Source organism: Atlantibacter subterraneus, assembly GCF_007570865.1.
In the GTDB taxonomy this organism is placed as follows: Bacteria; Pseudomonadota; Gammaproteobacteria; order Enterobacterales; family Enterobacteriaceae; genus Atlantibacter; species Atlantibacter subterraneus.
In genome coordinates this window covers 471,201-489,056 of sequence record NZ_VLPS01000003.1, presented here as the reverse complement: position 1 = coordinate 489,056, position 17,856 = coordinate 471,201, and the positions used below count along the sequence as shown (strand labels likewise).

At 57.5% G+C, this 17,856-nt stretch carries 19 protein-coding genes; 10 read left to right on the top strand and 9 right to left on the bottom strand.

Features of this window, described 5'->3' with window-relative positions; genetic code table 11:
- The first annotated feature begins 16 nt into the window (after nt 1-16).
- On the top strand, nt 17-127 hold the full coding sequence (locus FND52_RS08035) for a protein YohO (protein WP_125291656.1): 111 nt from the start codon (nt 17-19) through the stop codon (nt 125-127).
- On the opposite strand, the gene FND52_RS08030 is transcribed toward FND52_RS08035, so the two are convergent.
- From FND52_RS08030 to bglX, 5 genes are all read right to left on the bottom strand, one after another.
- Nucleotides 105-836 carry an ABC transporter permease gene (locus FND52_RS08030; RefSeq protein ID WP_125291655.1) on the bottom strand — a complete coding sequence of 244 codons (732 nt, stop codon included), beginning with the start codon at nt 834-836 and terminating at the stop codon, nt 105-107. The two genes, FND52_RS08035 and FND52_RS08030, sit on opposite strands and share 23 nt — an antisense overlap.
- Nucleotides 820-1,761, bottom strand: coding sequence for an ABC transporter ATP-binding protein (locus tag FND52_RS08025; protein WP_144130391.1), 942 nt, complete (start codon nt 1,759-1,761; stop codon nt 820-822). Before FND52_RS08025 ends, FND52_RS08030 begins: the two co-directional genes overlap by 17 nt.
- On the bottom strand, nt 1,748-2,911 hold the full coding sequence (locus tag FND52_RS08020) for an ABC transporter permease (RefSeq protein ID WP_280114064.1): 1,164 nt from the start codon (nt 2,909-2,911) through the stop codon (nt 1,748-1,750). Before FND52_RS08020 ends, FND52_RS08025 begins: the two co-directional genes overlap by 14 nt.
- Nucleotides 2,912-2,935: 24 nt before the next feature.
- Nucleotides 2,936-3,844 carry a glycine betaine ABC transporter substrate-binding protein OsmF gene (gene osmF, locus FND52_RS08015; protein WP_144130389.1) on the bottom strand — a complete coding sequence of 303 codons (909 nt, stop codon included), beginning with the start codon at nt 3,842-3,844 and terminating at the stop codon, nt 2,936-2,938.
- Nucleotides 3,845-3,988: 144 nt separating this feature from the next.
- Entirely contained in the window at nt 3,989-6,286 is a 2,298-nt protein-coding gene (bglX, locus tag FND52_RS08010; RefSeq protein ID WP_125291651.1) for a beta-glucosidase BglX, read from the bottom strand.
- 199 nt (nt 6,287-6,485) lie between these two features.
- On the opposite strand from bglX, the gene dld reads away from it, so the two are divergent.
- Both dld and FND52_RS08000 read left to right on the top strand, forming a co-directional pair.
- Nucleotides 6,486-8,231 carry a D-lactate dehydrogenase gene (gene dld, locus FND52_RS08005; protein WP_144130387.1) on the top strand — a complete coding sequence of 582 codons (1,746 nt, stop codon included), beginning with the start codon at nt 6,486-6,488 and terminating at the stop codon, nt 8,229-8,231.
- A gap of 106 nt (nt 8,232-8,337) precedes the next feature.
- Nucleotides 8,338-8,892, top strand: coding sequence for a GNAT family N-acetyltransferase (locus tag FND52_RS08000; RefSeq protein ID WP_144130385.1), 555 nt, complete (start codon nt 8,338-8,340; stop codon nt 8,890-8,892).
- Here the strand turns inward: FND52_RS08000 and pbpG are convergent, their stop codons facing one another.
- Nucleotides 8,893-9,837: a D-alanyl-D-alanine endopeptidase gene (pbpG, locus tag FND52_RS07995; RefSeq protein WP_125291648.1), complete on the bottom strand. Its 945-nt coding sequence runs from the start codon at nt 9,835-9,837 to the stop codon at nt 8,893-8,895.
- Between the two features lie 173 nt (nt 9,838-10,010).
- Complete coding sequence (locus FND52_RS07990; protein WP_125291647.1) at nt 10,011-10,598, bottom strand: Yip1 family protein; 588 nt, start codon at nt 10,596-10,598, stop codon at nt 10,011-10,013.
- A 202-nt stretch (nt 10,599-10,800) separates the two neighbouring features.
- Here FND52_RS07990 and FND52_RS07985 point away from each other — a divergent pair, with 202 nt between their 5' ends.
- On the top strand, nt 10,801-11,373 hold the full coding sequence (locus FND52_RS07985; protein WP_125291646.1) for a DedA family protein: 573 nt from the start codon (nt 10,801-10,803) through the stop codon (nt 11,371-11,373).
- On the opposite strand, the gene FND52_RS07980 is transcribed toward FND52_RS07985, so the two are convergent.
- The gene (locus FND52_RS07980; RefSeq protein WP_144130383.1) at nt 11,364-12,131 is read right to left on the bottom strand and encodes an SDR family oxidoreductase; all 768 of its coding nucleotides are present in this window, start codon (nt 12,129-12,131) and stop codon (nt 11,364-11,366) included. The two genes, FND52_RS07985 and FND52_RS07980, sit on opposite strands and share 10 nt — an antisense overlap.
- Before the next feature lie 174 nt (nt 12,132-12,305).
- Between FND52_RS07980 and yohP the strand changes: the two genes are divergently transcribed.
- A complete protein-coding gene (yohP, locus tag FND52_RS22085) occupies nt 12,306-12,389 on the top strand; it encodes a small membrane protein YohP (RefSeq protein WP_085949451.1) in 84 nt (27 codons plus the stop codon).
- A 9-nt stretch (nt 12,390-12,398) separates the two neighbouring features.
- On the opposite strand, the gene dusC is transcribed toward yohP, so the two are convergent.
- Nucleotides 12,399-13,355 (bottom strand): tRNA dihydrouridine(16) synthase DusC, encoded by a 957-nt coding sequence (dusC, locus tag FND52_RS07970; protein WP_144130381.1) that lies wholly within the window; start codon nt 13,353-13,355, stop codon nt 12,399-12,401.
- Nucleotides 13,356-13,627: 272 nt separating this feature from the next.
- On the opposite strand from dusC, the gene FND52_RS07965 reads away from it, so the two are divergent.
- The 5 genes from FND52_RS07965 (at nt 13,628) to FND52_RS07945 (ending at nt 17,822) form a co-directional block, all read left to right on the top strand.
- The gene (locus tag FND52_RS07965; protein ID WP_125291642.1) at nt 13,628-14,026 is read left to right on the top strand and encodes a CidA/LrgA family protein; all 399 of its coding nucleotides are present in this window, start codon (nt 13,628-13,630) and stop codon (nt 14,024-14,026) included.
- Nucleotides 14,023-14,718 carry a CidB/LrgB family autolysis modulator gene (locus tag FND52_RS07960; RefSeq protein WP_144130379.1) on the top strand — a complete coding sequence of 232 codons (696 nt, stop codon included), beginning with the start codon at nt 14,023-14,025 and terminating at the stop codon, nt 14,716-14,718. Before FND52_RS07965 ends, FND52_RS07960 begins: the two co-directional genes overlap by 4 nt.
- 131 nt (nt 14,719-14,849) lie before the next feature.
- On the top strand, nt 14,850-15,734 hold the full coding sequence (gene cdd / locus FND52_RS07955; RefSeq protein WP_144130377.1) for a cytidine deaminase: 885 nt from the start codon (nt 14,850-14,852) through the stop codon (nt 15,732-15,734).
- 118 nt (nt 15,735-15,852) lie between these two features.
- Nucleotides 15,853-16,566 carry an outer membrane permeability protein SanA gene (gene sanA, locus FND52_RS07950; protein ID WP_125291639.1) on the top strand — a complete coding sequence of 238 codons (714 nt, stop codon included), beginning with the start codon at nt 15,853-15,855 and terminating at the stop codon, nt 16,564-16,566.
- 140 nt (nt 16,567-16,706) lie between these two features.
- Entirely contained in the window at nt 16,707-17,822 is a 1,116-nt protein-coding gene (locus FND52_RS07945) for an AI-2E family transporter (protein WP_144130375.1), read from the top strand.
- The last annotated feature ends 34 nt before the right edge of the window (nt 17,823-17,856 follow it).

Genomic DNA, 17,856 nt, shown 5'->3' with positions numbered 1-17,856 from the left:
ACCCAAGGAGCAGTCCATGAAATTAACCAGAATAGCGATCGTCACCGGCATGTTACTGATGGCGATTGGCGGGATCGGCGGCGTGATGCTGGCGGGCTACACTGTTATCCTGCATGCCGGGTCATAATCTGCTGTAAACGCTCGAAGGCGCGGTCGACGATAATCGCCGCCAGCGCCACCAGAATCGCCCCCTGAATCACATACGCGGTGTTAAAGCCGCTCAGGCCGATAATCACCGGCGTGCCGAGGGTATTCGCGCCCACCGTCGAAGCGATAGCCGCCGTGCCAATATTGATAATCACCGAAGTGCGCACGCCCGCGAGGATCACCGGCGCGGCCAGCGGCATCTCCACTTTCCATAAGGTCTGCCAGCCGCTCATCCCCACGCCGCGTGCCACCTCTTTAACGCTGCCCGGCACCGCGCCAATACCCGCCAACGTGCCCTGCAACACCGGCAGCCAGCCGTATAAAATCAGTGCGATAATCGCTGGCTCTTTGCCGAAGCCGATCGCCGGTACCGCCACCGCCAGCACCGCCACCGGGGGAAACGTCTGGCCCACCGCCGCGATGGTTTCTACCAGCGCGCGGAATTCCAGGCCAAACGGGCGCGTCACCACAATTCCTAACCCGATGCCGAGGACGATAGCGACCAGGCTCGAAACGCCCACCAGATAAAAATGCGCCACGGTCAACGCCCAGAAACTCTCCTGCTGATACAGCGGGCGCGGCAGCTGCGGAAATAACCAGCTAAACAATCCCGCGCTATAAGGCAGGCCCACCAGCAGCGCACCATAAAGCAGGATCAGCCACAGCAGAGGATCACGAAGCAGACGCACGGTCGCCCTCCAGCAGAGTATCAAAGCGGATCACACCGCACGGGTTGCCCTGTTCATCCACCACCGGCAGTTCGTCGCAGCGCCGCTCCACGAACAGCGACAGCGCCTCACGCAGCGTGGTATCGCGGCTAACCGGCACGCCTTCGCAATGCCCCACCGTGAGGTAATCTTTCACCTGGCGCATCGACAGCAGCCGCACGCCCAGCTCGCTGCGGCCAAAGAAATCGCGCACAAACGCGTTTTCCGGCTGGCTGAGCAGGGCCAGCGGCGCGCCCTGCTGCACCACTTTGCCGCCGTCCATCACCACCAGATGATCCGCGAGACGCAGCGCCTCATCCACATCGTGGGTGACCAGAACAATGGTGCGCCCCTGGAGTTGATGAATGCGCATCATCTCCTGCTGCAACGCCTCGCGGGTTACCGGATCGAGCGCGCCAAAGGGTTCATCCATCAGCAGCACTTCCGGGTCCGCCGCCAGCGCCCGCGCCACGCCGACCCGCTGCTGCTGGCCGCCGGAAAGCTGATGCGGATAGCGGCGGCGAAACTGCGCCGGGTCCAGGCCAAGCAGCGCCAGCAGTTCATCCACCCGCTGGTTAATCCGCGCCTTCGGCCACTTCAGCAGTTGCGGAACGGTGGCGATGTTTTGCGCCACGTCCCAGTGCGGGAACAGCCCGATAGACTGGATGGCGTAGCCCATACGCCGCCGTAAATCCTGCGGCGAAAAGTTGCGGATCTCTTCTCCGGCAAAGCGAATGCGCCCTTCGTCATGCTCCACCAGCCGGTTGATCATCTTTAAGGTGGTGGATTTACCGGAGCCGGAGGTGCCGATCAATACCGAAAACGCGCCCTTGCGGAAGTTCAGATTGAGATCTTCTACCGCAGCGCGTCCCTGGTAATATTTGGTCACGCCATCAAATTCGATCATGTCGTTGCGCCTCCAGCGCTGCAATCAGCAGGTTAAACAGTCCATCTACCGCTACCGCCATGGCGATCACCGGTATTACGCCCAGCAGCACCAGGTCCAGCGCGCTGCTTAACAGCCCCTGAAACACCAGCGCGCCGAAGCCGCCTGCGCCAATTAGCGCGGCGATCACCGCCATGCCGACGGTCTGCACCGCCACCACCTTCAGGCTGCGTAACAGCACCGGCAGCGCCAGCGGCACTTCAGCTTTGAAGAAGCGCTGGCGATCGGTCATGCCCATGCCACGCGCGCTTTCCAGCACGTTTTCCGGCACCTGGCCGAGGCCCGCCACCACGCCGCGCACCAGCGGCAACAGCGCGTAAAGCACCAGCGCGATCAGCGCCGGTGCCATCCCGATGCCGGAAACGCCTAATCGCCCCAGCCAGGGGAACAGCGCCGCCAGCGCGGCAAGCGGCGCGATCAGCAACCCGAACAGGGCAATCGACGGTACGGTTTGAATGACGTTAAGCACGGAAAATACCGCAGGCTGCGAACGGGCGTACCGGTGGCACAGCAAGCCCAGCGGGATACCGATGGCCAGGGCGATGCCGAGCGTCGCCAGCAGCAGCGTCAGATGCTGGCTGAACGCGTCGTTAAACACGTCCTGGCGGTTGGCATACTCTTTAAGCAGCGAGATATCGTTGAAGTAGCCGGTCAGCAGCAGCCAGAGCGGCACAATCCACAGCTGCGCCAGCAGCAGCCAGCGCCACAGCGGCTTCCGGGTCAGGCGGCTGATGGTATCGCTCATCAACAGCAGCGCCAGCGCCGCCATCAGCCAGGCTCCGCTACCTGGCGAGGTGCGCGCCAGCGGACTGCCCTGCTGGGCCAGATGGGTGGCGGCATAGCCCACCAGCAACAACAGCGCGATAAACAGCCCTTCCGCGCTGACCAGGCCGGCAACCAGCGCGGCGCGTCCGGGTAACAATGACAGGATAACCAGCAGCAGCGCAGCGGCGAGCAGCCCATACAGCGTCAGCGGGGAGAGCGCCGACACGCTCATCGGCGAGCCTGAAACCAGACGGTTAGGCGCGTAGTTTATAAACGGCAGCAGGAGCGCTGCTGCCAGCAAGATGGCCAGCAGCAGCATCACCCGGTTATGACAGCGTATTGTCAAAAGACATCCCTTTTCCAGGCGTGATTACTTCACAAATCCTTTTTGCTTCAGATAATCGGCAGCGACCTTTTTCGCGTCCAGACCTTCAACGGCAATGGAAGCATTCAGCTGCTGAAGGGTTTTCTCATCCAGCGAGGCGAATACCGGGTCGAGCCACTCGCCCATCTGCGGATAGGCCTTCAGCACGGCGTCACGCACCACCGGCGCAGGCGCATACACCGGCTGTACGCCTTTCGGATCGGACAGGGTTTGCAGGCCCAGCGCGGCAACCGGGCCATCGGTGCCGTAGGCCATGGCGGCATTCACGCCGGAAGTTTGCTGCGCAGCGGCTTTGATCGTCACGGCAGTATCGCCTCCGGCCAGCGACAGCAGCTGCGGCTGGTTGAGTTTAAAATCATAGGCTTTTTCAAAAGCGGGCAGCGCGTCCGGACGCTCAATAAACTCTGCTGAGGCCGCCAGTTTGAACTCGCCTTTTTCTTTCAGATAGCGGCTGAGATCCGCCAGCGAGGTGAGTTTGTTCTTTTCAGCCAGATCCTTACGCACGGCGATAGTCCAGGTATTGTTCGCCGAAGCGGGGGCCAGCCAGATGAGTTTATTTTGCTCTGCATCGAGCTTTTTGACTTTCTCGTAGCCCGCTTTGGCGTTTTTCCATGCCGGGTCGTTTTCATCTTTGAAGAAAAACGCGCCGTTACCGGTGTATTCCGGGTAGATGTCCAGCTCGCCGGAGGTAATGGCGGCGCGCACCACCGGCGTGGTGCCGAGCTGCACTTTATTCACGGTTTTGACACCGTGGCTTTCCAGCACCTGAATAATAATATTGCCCAACAGCGCGCCTTCGGTGTCGATTTTCGAACCGACTTTTACCGGGTCCGCCGCCTGAGCCCCTGTCGCCAATAAAAGTAAGCCTGCCGCACTCCAGATTTTCGTTTTCATTGATTTTCCTCATCACACCCAAACGCGGGGTTCAAGGGAAAAGCGTAGTTGAGAATCAGGCGCTGCGCATTATGGATGGAGGATTAACCCGAGCGCGACGGAAATAAAAAAGGCCGGTTGCCCGGCCTGTTACGTGATGAAAAATTATTGCAGTTCGAACTCACCCTGCTTCACGCGGGCGGAATCCAGGCCAATAAACACGTTGAATTTGCCCGGCTCGGCCACGTACTGCAGCTTCTGGTTCCAGAACTTCAGTGCATTGACATCGATTGGGAAGCTGACGGTTTGGGTTTCACCCGGTTTCAGGTGGACCTTGTTAAACCCTTTCAACTCCTTCACCGGGCGGCTCAGGGACGCAGTCACGTCCTGAAGATACATCTGCACCACCGTAGCACCTTCGCGTTTGCCGGTGTTGGTCACCTCCACGCTGGCGGTCACGCTGCCGTTTTGCGCCATCGTCGGCGAAGAGAGCTTCACATCCGATACGCTAAAGGTGGTGTAGCTCAGACCGTAACCAAACGGATACAGCGGACCATTAGCTTCATCGAAGTAGTGCGAGGTGTATTTGTTCGGTTTTTCCGGGTTGTACGGACGGCCCGTGTTCAGATGGCTGTAATACACCGGGATTTGCCCCACCGAGCGCGGGAAAGACATCGGCAGTTTGCCCGACGGGTTGTAGTCGCCAAACAGCACATCGGCGATGGCGTTGCCCCCTTCGGTGCCCGCATACCAGGTTTCCAGAATCGCATCGGCCTGCTGGTCTTCTTTCACCAGCGCCAGCGGACGCCCGTTCATCAGCACCAGCACCAGCGGTTTGCCGGTGGCTTTAATCGCCGCGATCAGGTCGCGCTGGCTTTGCGGCAGCGTCAGATCGGTACGGCTGGAGGCCTCATGGGCCATGCCCTGGGCCTCACCCACCGCCAGAACCACCACGTCGGCCTGCTTCGCGGTCTCCACGGCTTCGTCAATCATCGCCTGGGGGGTACGTTCATCAACGGCGACGCCCTGCTCGTACTGATTCAGGAACTCAATAATGCCTTTATCGTTAGTGAGGTTGGCCCCTTTGGCATAAAGAATTTTGGCGTTATCGCCTACGGCGCTCTTGATACCGCTCATCAGGGTGACGGACTGTTTTATCACGCCCGCCGCCGACCAGCTGCCCATCACGTCGCGCTGGCTGTCCGCCAGCGGGCCGATCAGCGCAATCGTGCCGGATTTTTTCAGCGGCAGCGTATCAAGACGGTTTTTCAGCAGTACCATGCTTTCGCGGGCTACTTCACGCGCTTCCTGACGGTGCAGGCGGCTTTCAGCGTTGGTGTCCTGCGGGTCGGTTTCTTTCGGCCCTAAGTGGCTGTACGGATCGTTAAACAGCCCCATATCGTATTTGACGTTCAGCACATGGCGGGTCGCATCGTCCAGCTCTTCCATGGTGACGTCGCCGCTTTTCACCAGCTCCGGCAAATACTTGCTGTAGTATTCGTCGCTCATGCTCATGTTGATGCCGGACTTCAGCGCCACGCGCACCGCGTCTTTTGGATCCGCCGCGGTGCCGTGTTTGATCAGCTCTTTGATCGCCCCGTGATCGGAGATGGTGATACCCTTAAAGCCCCACTCATCGCGCAGCAGATCTTTCAGCAGCCAGCTGTCCGAAGAGGCCGGGGTGCCGTTCAGCGAGTTTAGCGCCACCATCACGCCACCGCTGCCCGCATCGAGCGCCGCTTTGTACGGCGGCATGTAGTCGTTGAACAGACGCTGCGGGCTCATATCCACGGTATTGTACTCTTTACCACCCTCCACTGCGCCGTAGGCGGCGAAGTGTTTGACGCTGGTCATCACCGAGTAGCGATCCGCCGGGCTTTTGCCCTGCATCGCTTCCACCATGGTTTTACCCATGATGGAGGTTAAATAGGTATCTTCCCCGAAGCCTTCCGACACGCGGCCCCAGCGCGGATCGCGCGAGACATCCACCATCGGTGCCCAGGTCATATTCAGCCCGTCGTCCGCCGCTTCATAGGCGGAAATCCGGCCCACGGTTTTAACCGCCTCAAGATTAAATGAGGACGCCAGCCCGAGGCTTATCGGGAACACGGTGCGCTGGCCGTGCAGCACGTCGTAGGCGAAGAATAACGGGATTTTCAGGCGGCTCAGTTCCATCACCTGATCCTGCATGGCGCGGATATCCTGGCGGGTAACGGTGTTAAAGATGGCACCTACCTGGCTTTGCTGGATCATGTCGCGGATCGCTTCTTTGGGATTATCAGGCCCCACGCTGATTAACCGCAGCTGACCGATCTTTTCATCCACGGTCATTTGTTTGAGCAGATCGGTGACAAACGCATCCCGCGCCTCGGGGGTCAGCGGGTGTTCACCAAAGGTCGATGACGCATAAGCAGGTTGCAGCGCGAGGCTGACTGCCATCCCTACAGAACAAAGCCATTTCATGCCATTTACTCTCTCAGTCATGCGGCTAGTAAGCATAGCCGCCCATGCAGATTTGGTGTGCAGTGTGCCACAGGGATAAATCGGTAAGAAGAGGCGCAATGTGTTTGCGCTCTGATTTTTCGGCACTTTCCGAGTTTTCTCGCAAAGGCAGGGCTATGATTAACTCCGTCTACATTTGTCATACCACAAGGAGTGGAGCATGTCCCTCACCTCGCATAACGATAATTCTGCCTTTATTGCTGAACTGACCCGGCTGGTCGGCGCGAGCCACCTGCTGACCGATCCCGCGAAAACTGCCCGCTATCGCAAGGGCTTTCGCTCAGGCCAGGGCGACGCGCTGGCCGTGGTGTTTCCCGGTTCGCTGCTGGAACTGTGGCGCGTGCTGCAAGCCTGTGTTAACGCCGATAAGATTATTTTAATGCAGGCCGCCAATACCGGCCTGACGGAAGGCTCCACGCCAAACGGCAACGATTATGACCGCCAGATCGTGATTATCAGCACCCTGCGGCTGGATAAATTACAGCTGATTGATAAGGGCGAGCAGGTGCTGGCTTTCCCCGGCACCACGCTTTACACCCTGGAAAAAGCGCTCAAACCGCTGGGCCGCGAGCCGCACTCGGTGATCGGCTCATCGTGCATTGGCGCATCGGTGGTGGGCGGCATCTGTAATAACTCCGGCGGCGCGCTGATCCAGCGCGGCCCGGCCTATACCGAGATGGCGCTGTACGCGCGCATCAACGAAGATGGCAAACTGACGCTGGTAAACCATCTGGGCATTGATTTGGGGCAAACGCCAGAGCAGATCCTCGGCAAACTGGACGACGAGCGTCTTAAACCTGAAGACGTGCGTCACGATGGCCGCAACGCCTCAGACAGCGATTACATCAGCCGGGTGCGCGATATCAACGCCGATTCCCCGGCGCGCTATAACGCCGATCCGGACCGGCTGTTTGAAGCCTCCGGCTGCGCGGGTAAACTGGCGGTGTTCGCGGTGCGTCTCGACACCTTCCCTGCGCAAAAGAACCAGCAGGTGTTTTACATCGGCACCAACGACGCGGCGGTGCTGACGGAGATTCGCCGCCATATGCTGGCGAATTTTGAAAACCTGCCGGTGGCGGGCGAATATATGCATCGCGATATTTACGACATCGCCGAGCGCTACGGCAAAGACACGTTTTTAATGATCGATAAACTCGGCACCGACAAAATGCCGTTATTCTTTACCCTTAAAGGCCGCACCGACGCGCTGCTGGATAAAGTCAGCGTGTTTAAACCGCACTTTACCGACCGGGCCATGCAAAAGCTGGGCAAAATATTCCCCGGCCATTTGCCGCCGCGCATGAAGCAATGGCGCGATAAGTACGAGCATCATCTGCTGCTGAAAATGGCGGGCGACGGCATTGAGGAAGCACGCAGCTGGCTGAACCACTTCTTCAACGACGCGGACGGCGCGTTTTTCGCCTGTACCCCGGAAGAAGGCAGCAAGGCCTTTTTGCATCGCTTTGCAGCGGCGGGCGCGGCAATCCGCTATCAGGCCGTGCATTCCGATGAGGTGGAAGACATCCTGGCGTTAGACATTGCGCTACGCCGCAACGATACCGAGTGGTTCGAAACCCTGCCTGCGGAAATCGACAGCAAGCTGGTACACAAGCTCTATTACGGCCACTTCTTCTGCTATGTGTTCCATCAGGATTACATTGTTAAAAAAGGCGTGGATGCCCATGCGCTGAAGGATGAAATGCTTGAGTTGCTGCGGGCGCGCGGGGCGCAATACCCGGCGGAGCATAATGTAGGGCATTTATATGAAGCGCCCCCGCAATTAAAACGCTTTTATAAGCAAAATGACCCGACAAACAGCATGAACCCCGGTATTGGTAAGACAAGCAAGCTGAAAAATTGGGCGGAACCGGTTAGCGAAAGCGTTCGCGACCAGGCTAAGTTGTGAATTTTTGGTTAATAGCCAGCGAATCGCTATCAGGCTAAGAAAATTCCGATTAAAGTGTTTACAAGGCCAGCATCGCGCTGGCCTGAGCCAGCCCGAGGAATGGAAAATGTCAGCAGTCGAAGTGGTTCCTGTCCCTGCTATAGCTGTCCGTGACGTCCAGCCTGATGATACCGCCCTTATCGCCGCCATTTACGCGTGGCATGTCCAGCATGGCCGCGCCTCGTTTGAAGAAGTGCCGCCGGATGCCGAAGAAATGGCGCAGCGCATCGCGCACCTTTGCGAGAAAGGCTATCCATGGCTGGTGGCGGAATGGCACGGCATTGTGGTGGGGTACTGTTACGCCGCGCCCTACCGCTCGCGACCCGCTTATCGGTACACCGTTGAAGAGTCGATCTACGTCGATGCCAGTATGACCGGGCGCGGTATTGGCCGGGCGCTGCTGGAGGAACTGATTGCCCGCTGCGAACAGGGGCCGTGGCGGCAGATGATCGCGATTATCGGCGACGGAGAAAACAACCCCGGTTCGCAGCGCCTGCACCGGCAGTTGGGCTTTGAAGTGGTGGGTCAATTGCGCAGCGTGGGTTTTAAACTGGGTAACTGGCGGGACACGTTAATTATGCAGCGCCCGCTCAACCAGGGCGATTGGGCGCTACCGAATTAATTAATCGTTTTGTGCATCGTTGGCAGTACTGTTCGCGGCCATTTGTGCCGCTTTTTGCCGTTTATAGCTCAGCGCAGAGGCCGGAACCGGGGTGACTTTACCGGTTTCCATCCAGGTACGCAGACGGCTGGCGTCGGCGAAGTGAGTATATTTGCCGAATGCATCCATCACGACCAGCGCCACCGGACGGTTATTGATCACGGTGCGCATCACCAGGCAGTGGCCCGCCGCATTGGTAAAGCCGGTTTTGGTCAGCTGAATGTTCCAGTTATCGCGGTAGACCAGATGGTTGGTATTGCGAAACGGCAGCGTATAGGCCGGTTTAGCGAAGGTCGCCATATCTTCACGGGTGGTGCTGAGCTGGCCAATCAGCGGATACTGTTTGGTGGCGATCAGCAGTTTAGTGAGATCCTCGGCGGTAGAAACGTTTTGAATCGACAGTCCGGTCGGCTCAACAAAACGGGTGTGGGTCATGCCAAGGGATTTCGCTTTGGCGTTCATGGCGCGGATAAATGCGTTATATCCACCGGGATAATGGTGCGCCAGGCTGGCCGCTGCCCGGTTTTCCGAGGACATCAGCGCCAGCAGCAGCATGTTTTTACGGCTGATTTCACTGTTCAACCGTACCCGCGAATAAATACCTTTCATTTCCGGCGTCTGGCTGATGTCGACTTTCAATATTTCATCCAGCGGCAAGCTGGCGTCTAACACCACCATCGCCGTCATCACTTTGGTGATAGAAGCAATGGGACGCACCAGATTGGGATGGCTGGAATAAAGTACCTTGTTAGTTTGCAGGTCGACGATCATGGCGCTGCCGGAAGCGATTTCCGGTTGGGCGGCGGTCTGCGCGACCGCTGTTTTCGCCGCGATGGCTACGGGCGCAAAGGGTACTGCCAGCATGAGCGCAAGGCTCAGGAGTGAATGACGGATTGTAGTCGGCATGGTTTTACTTCAGAAAATTATTCACGCACGTTGTGACGCACACCGCTTCCATACGCTCAATGAATATTTGGAAGCTGGCGCCGGGATGATACTCCGGCGTCCAGCTTTATCGCTACAGGAGAATCGTGATTTAAGAGTACATTGCGCCAGATTTAACCGGCAATGTACCTTCATCAGAATAGACGATATCCGTAACCCCACAAGATAACGGTCAACGCCAGCAGCACTTCCAGCACTAAAACACCAATGGCGAGCGTCGAACTGGAGAAGCTCAACCCCTCTTCGCGATTGATGTTAAGGAACGCCGGAACCCCGACGTACAGCAGATAGCCGGTATAAAATAGCGCCAGCGTCCCCACCAGCGCGCACAGCCAGACGATGGGATACAGCGCGACGATACCACTCAAAAATAGGGGGGTCGCCACGTAGCCGGCAAACACCATACAGTTAGTTAATGACGGACGTTGCGGATAGTTGCGCGCCATCCACCAGATCACGCGGCCCATGACCGCTACGCCCGCCAGCATCAGGCCGTAAAACAGGATCGCCAGCGCGAAGCCGGTAAACAGCGACAGTTTCACCACGTTGCCATCGTCAAAATCCCAGCCGATTTGAGTGGTGCCGATAAACGCGCAAATCACCGGAATGGCGGCCATGATCAGCACGTGGTGGGTGTAATGATGCGAAACGGTTTCGTTTTCGCCCTTAATAACCTGCATTTCACGATAAGGATGGGAAAAAAGCCCCCAGACATGGTTCATAACGCCCCCTGTTTGGTAACACGCTCACGCCAGCGGCGACGCTGGCTCCCGGAAGGATGCAGTAAGTATAACGCAGGTCGAATGATTAATTATTGAACAGCACGATTTAGCGAACCCCGTGAAAATCACCGCCGGACGAGGCGAACCCGGCATCGGGGTGTATTCTTAATGCAATGAATAACATGGAGTGAACAGACCCACGATGGATGTTTCAGCACTCATTTCGCAATATGGCTATGCCGCGCTGCTGGTGGGCAGCATGGCAGAGGGAGAAACCATCACCCTGCTGGGGGGCGTGTCGGCGCACCAGGGTTTACTGTCGTTCCCACTGGTGGTGCTGGTGGTGGCGCTGGGCGGGATGATTGGCGACCAGGTGCTCTACTTACTGGGGCGGCGCTATGGTAACGGGATTCTGAAACGCTTTAATAAGCATCAGGACAAAATCGCCTCGGCGCAAAAGTTAATCGCCCGCCATCCGCTGCTGTTTGTGCCTGGCTGCCGGTTTATGTACGGGTTTCGCATTATCGGGCCGCTACTGATCGGTGCCAGTCACGTGCCGCCGAAGGTTTTTCTGCCGCTGAATATCCTCGGCGCACTGGTGTGGGCGACGCTGTTTACCGCGCTGGGCTACGTCGGCGGCGAAGTGATTGCGCCGTGGCTGCACTCCCTCGACCAGCACCTGAAACACTGGATTTGGCTGGCGCTGGCCGTGGGATTTGTGGCGCTGCTGCGCTACGGCTTTAAACGCCGCCAGCGCAAGAAACCTCACTCCTGAGGCTTAAACTGCGGGTTGGCGAGCATAAAGCCGCCGTCGACGATAAACGACTGGCCGGTGGCGTAAGCCGCGTGCTCAGAACACAGCCAGGCCACCAGGCTGGCGATCTCTTCGGTTCTGCCCGGGCGCGCCAGCGGCACCGTTGGCAGCGAACCAGGCTTGACGTCCCCTTCATCCATATCGTTCATCGGCGTGGCGATAGCCCCCGGCGCAACGGCGTTCACCAGGATCCCGTGGCTCACCAGCTCCAGCGCCATTGATTTCGTCAGGCCGCCGAGGGCGTGTTTGGCAGCGGTGTAGGCGCTGGCTTCCGGCAAGGGCGTATGTTCGTGGACCGAAGTGATATTGACGATGCGCCCGCCCTCGCCCTGCTTCACCATCGCGCGCGCGGCAATTTGCGAACATAAAAACGCCCCGTCCACATCGACCGTGAAGACGTTGCGCCAGTCCTCAAACGGCATATCCAGAAACGCTGCTTTCGACATCGCCCCGGCATTGTTCACCAGCACATCAACGCGCCCGAAGCGGTCAATCAGCTCCTGAATGGCGTTCGCGCCGTCAGGCAGATTGCCCAGATCAAGCTGGATTAACTCCGCTTTGCGGCCAAACGACCGCACCTGTTCGGCGGTTTCTTTGGCCCCTTTGTCGTCGCTGTGCCAGGTAATACCGATATCGAAACCCTGCTGCGCCAGTAATTCCGCGCATTTCTTGCCGATGCCGGAATCGGAAGCCGTCACTATTGCAACTCGTTGGGTCATAGGTCGTCCTCTCTGGATGCGAAGAAAGGGTAAGTATAGAAAAGGAACCAGAGAGCAGCGTAAGCAAGGGTAAAGCCGGGGAGAGATCGGCGAAGCGGGAAACTGCCTCGCCACTTTCACAATCTTTCCTATACTCAGTAACGGATGTACTGGTTACTAAACAGAGGGAAAGCGATGAAAATTATTCTATGGGCCGTTTTGATTATCTTCCTGATTGGGCTGCTGGTGGTTACGGGTGTGTTTAAAGCGATTTTCTAAATCGCCGCGTTATACCGCGTGGTACGCCCGTCGGGCGTACCCGTCAATCGCCGCGGCAATCGACGGCGAATCCGTTAAGGTACGGATAGTGGTAAACAGTTCAGTCGCCTGCGGATAGGCCTTGCGTAAATACCCCAACCACTGCTTGATGCGCGCGACGTGATACATTCCGGTATCGCCCTGCTTCTCCAGCTGCGTATACCGTTGCAGCAATTCCACTACCTCGTGCCAGGACATTGGCGCTTCATTGTACTTCACGACCCGGCTTAAGTTCGGCACATTAAGCGCGCCGCGCCCGACCATTAGCGCGTCACAACCGGTGGCCTGAAGACAGGACTGGCCGCTCTGCCAGTCCCAAATTTCACCGTTAGCAATCACCGGGATCGACAGGCGCTGGCGGATTTCGCCAATCGCCGCCCAGTTGATGCGTTCCGCTTTATAGCCATCCTCTTTGGTACGGCCATGCACCACCAGCTCCGTCGCGCCGGCCTGCTGTACCGCATCGGCGATTTCAAACTGGCGAGCGTCGCTGTCCCAGCCGAGGCGCACTTTCACCGTCACCGGCAGCTCAGCCGGGACCGCTTCACGCATCGCCTTTGCGCCGCGATAAATCAAATCGGGATCTTTCAGCAACGTCGCCCCGCCGCCGCTGCCGTTAACCAGCTTCGACGGGCAGCCGCAGTTAAGGTCAACGCCCCAGGAGCCCAGCTCCACCGCGCGCGCGGCGTTTTCCGCCAGCCATTGCGGATGCTGGCCTAAAAGCTGGATACGCACTAACGTGCCCGACGGGGTGCGGCTCTGATGATGCAGCTCCGGGCAAAGTTTATAGAAGGATTTGGCAGGCAGCAGGCTATCCACCACGCGCAGAAATTCCGTGACGCACAGATCGTAATCATTCACGTCCGTTAACAGTTCACGCACCAGAGAGTCCAGTACGCCTTCCATTGGCGCCAGTAACACACGCATAGCCGACCTCAGTAAAAAAGAGGCGCTATGGTAGCGCCTGGCGGCAATAAGGGAAACGCATTTTACGTGCTGCCATTGAGCCCGCTCGCCACGCCGGGTATGCTGGCAAAAAAATAGAATATGCCGCACCTGCTTTCACTCTTTCTCATACCTGATAAGGCTTGCAACTGTGCACGTCAGGCATACTTTTGATGCCATAAAATCATGATGTGATCTGTAGCACACAATTTTCATTAATTGTATGATGAATGCATTCCAACAAGGTTATTGATATGAGCACTATGCTGACCACCCTCTGGCACTTTGTCCGTGCGTTTATCCTGATTTATGCCTGCTTGTATGCGGGTATCGCCCTGGCGGCGCTGCTGCCCATCACCATTCCCGGCAGTATTATCGGTATGCTGATTATGTTTATCCTGCTGTCGCTGCAAATCCTGCCGGCGAAATGGGTTAAGCCCGGCTGTAATGTGCTGATCCGCTATATGGCGCTGCTGTTTGTGCCGGTGGGGATTGGCGTGATGCAGTATGTCGACGTCCTGAAAGCGCAGTTTGGCCCGGTGGTGGTGTCATGTTTTATCAGCACCCTGGTGGTGTTTCTGGTGGTCAGTTGGAGTTCGCATCTGGTACACGGCCAGCGCAAAGTGATTGGGCAGCAGGAGCCAAAACAATGATTGAGAATATCTGGTGGTCGCTGCCGTTAACCCTGGTGGTATTTTTTGCGGCCCGCAAACTGGCGGCAAAGTTAAAAACTCCGCTGTTAAACCCGCTGCTGGTGTCGATGGTGGTGATTATCCCGCTGCTGGTGTTTACCCATACACCTTATGAGCACTATTTCCAGGGCAGCAAAATCCTTAATGACCTGCTGCAACCCGCCGTGGTGGCGCTGGCGTTTCCGCTATATGAGCAGCTCCATCAGATCCGCGCCCGCTGGAAATCGATTATTACCATCTGTTTTATCGGCAGCATGGTGGCGATGTTAACCGGCACGTCGGTCGCGCTGTTGCTGGGCGCGTCGCCAGAAATCGCCGCATCGATATTACCGAAATCCGTGACCACGCCGATTGCCATGGCGGTGGGCGGCAGCCTCGGCGGTATTCCGGCGATCAGCGCGGTATGCGTGATTTTTGTCGGCATTCTCGGCGCGGTATTTGGCCATAGCCTGCTGAATGTAATGCGTATCCATACTAAATCGGCACGCGGCCTGGCGATGGGCACCGCGTCCCACGCCCTCGGCACCGCCCGCTGCGCGGAGCTGGACTATCAGGAAGGGGCGTTCAGTTCGCTGGCGCTGGTGATCTGCGGGATTATCACTTCGCTGATCGCGCCGTTTTTATTCCCGTTAATTCTGGCGTTCTGGGCGTAAAATTTGCGAGATGTCGCGCAAATTTGTATGAAAGAAAATTCGTTGCATAAATAACGAGACACTCATCACATATCGGGCCTTACTGGCTCCGTAAACTACGGATCCAGTAACCGATATAGAGAGGCTTTGCCATGCATTCACGATTTCATACCGCCTTTGCCGGGCTTTCTCAGCCTCTGCAAACCGCGCTTGCTCCCCTGCTGGATGACGAACATTTTCCGGCGATGCTGACTGCCGAGCAGTCGCAACAGATCCAACGCCAGTGCGGGCTTAACGAAGACGAACTGGCGTTCGCCTTACTGCCGCTCGCGGCGGCGTATGCAGAAACCCCTATTTCCCATTTTAACGTCGGTGCTATCGCGCGCGGCATCAGCGGCAATTTATGGTTTGGCGCGAATATGGAGTACCCCGGCATCGCGCTGCAACAAACTGTCCACGCCGAACAAAGCGCTATTACCCACGCGTGGATGAGCGGTGAAACGGGCCTGCGGGCGATTACCGTTAATTACACGCCATGCGGGCACTGCCGCCAGTTTATGAACGAACTAAACAGCGGCCTCGATTTGCACATCCATTTACCGGGCCGCGCCGCCGCCAGGCTGAAAGACTATCTGCCTGACGCCTTTGGCCCGCGCGATCTGGATATCAAAACCACCATTTTCGATGCCGAAGATCACGGTTTCGCGCTGGAAGGCGATGAGCTGAGCCAGCAGGCGATTAAAGCGGCCAACCGCAGCCACGCGCCATATACCCAGTCGCCGTGCGGCCTGGCGATGGAACTGCGCGACGGCACCATCCTGACCGGTAGCTATGCCGAAAACGCCGCCTTCAACCCGTCCCTGCCGCCGTTGCAGGCGACGCTGAATCTGGTGATCCTGAAAGGCTACGGCTTTGCGGATATCCAGCGCGCTATCCTCGCTGAGCTGCCGAATGGCAATATCAGCCAGTGGGCACCGACGGTTTCCACTCTCAATGGCCTGGGCTGCCAGAATGTCGATCGGGTGCTGCTGGCCTGATGCTTTGCGCTGCACCGTGCGGAATGCTTAATTTTAATCCACCCGCACGGTCACCGGTTGCGCTCGCCTGGCGGGTAAAGTAGCCTTGGTGACAATTTTCCTGTTCTGAGCCACCTGCATGTTGAAGCGCCTGTTGTACAGCCTGGTTGTGTTTATCGGCTTACTGCTGTTAGCGGCGCTGCTTCTCGATCGCTGGATAAGCTGGAGAACCGCCCCCTACGTCTATGACGAATTGCAGGACCTGCCCTATCGCCAGGTAGGCGTGGTGCTGGGCACCGCCAAGTATTACCGCACCGGGGTGATCAACCAGTATTACCGCTACCGCATTCAGGGCGCGATTAACGCTTATAACAGCGGCAAAGTGAACTATCTGCTGCTGAGCGGCGATAACGCGCTGCAAAGCTATAACGAGCCGATGACCATGCGTAAGGATCTGATTGCCGCGGGCGTCGATCCGGCAGACATCGTGCTGGATTACGCCGGGTTCCGCACTCTGGATTCCATCGTTCGCACCCGCAAGGTGTTCGATACCAACGACTTTATTATTATCACCCAGCGCTTCCACTGCGAGCGCGCGCTGTTTATCGCCCTGCATATGGGCATCCAGGCCCAGTGCTACGCAGTGCCTTCGCCGAAAGATATGCTGACGGTGCGGGTTCGTGAATTCGGCGCGCGGCTGGGCGCGCTTGCCGATCTGTATATTTTCAAACGTGAACCCCGCTTCTTAGGGCCATTAGTGCCTATCCCGGCGCTGCATGACGTGCCGGACGATGCGCAGGGCTACCCGGCAGTGACGGCGGAACAGCTGCTCGAACTGCAAAAGGCGAAATAACGGCGTTTTGTTAACCGCACCGTCTTCCTCCATTCTGAATTCTTCACTTCCGGCGTTCGCGGAAACTGTCCTCGTTTATACAGCGTCTACACTGACTTATGCGCAACGCGTGTCTCTCACGCCGTCAAAAGGGAATAACTATGCTGATGGGAAAAACTTCGAAAATACTTTTCGCGCTGATTCTGGCGCTGGTCACGCTGGCATTGTGCAGCATTTTACGTCCCTGGTTCTCCTCACTGCTGTGGGCCGTTATCCTCGCCGTTATTTTTTATAAAACCAAAATCTGGCTGAGCCGCACCACCGGTGGCCGCAACGGGCTGGCTGCGCTGCTGACGCTGCTGGTGATCTGTTTAATCGTTTTCACCCCGTTGGCAATTATCGCCTCTTCGCTGGCGCGGGAATTTAATACCGTCTACCAGAACCTGCAAACCGATAACGCCAATATCGCGCGGCTGTTTTACGAATATCTTGGCTATCTGCCGGACTGGGCGCGCGGTCTGCTGGCGGAATATCAGCTCGATAACCTTACCGACATCCGCAGCAAACTCTCTGAAGTCGCCATGAAAGGCAGCCAGTATGCCGCTGGCAGCGTGTTGCTGATCAGTAAAAACACCTTCGGCCTGGCGGTGGGATTCGGCGTGATGCTGTATCTGCTGTTCTTCTTCCTGAAAGATGGCGCACGGCTGGTGGAGCTGGCGTTTAAAGCCATCCCGCTGGAAAACAACATGAAATACCGCCTGTTCGCCCGCTTCGCCGCCGTAGCGCGCGCCACGGTGAAAGGCACCGTGGTCGTCGCGGTGGTTCAGGGCGCGCTGGGGGGTATCGCATTTTACTTCGCGGGCATTGAAGCCAGCCTGCTGTGGGGCGCGCTGATGGCGTTCCTGTCGCTGATCCCGGCGGTGGGTACGGCGCTGGTGTGGATCCCGGCGGCGATTTACCTGTTTGCCACCGGGATGATTATTAAAGGCTTATTGCTGACGCTGTGGTTTGTGGTGGTGGTGGGCCTGTCGGACAATATTCTGCGCCCGCTGCTGGTGGGTAAAGATATCCGCATGCCGGACTGGTTGATCCTGATCACCACGCTGGGCGGGCTGAGCATTTACGGCATCAACGGCTTTGTAATCGGCCCGATGGTCGCGGCGCTGTTTGTTACCTGCTGGAATTATTTCTACCAGGCCGACCAGGAGAAACGACGGCTGAACGGGGATGATTCGAAGGTGCCTGCGCAGCAGGAAGTGACCGAAACAAAACGCTAATAAAAAAAGCCCCCGAAACCGGGGGCTGGACAAA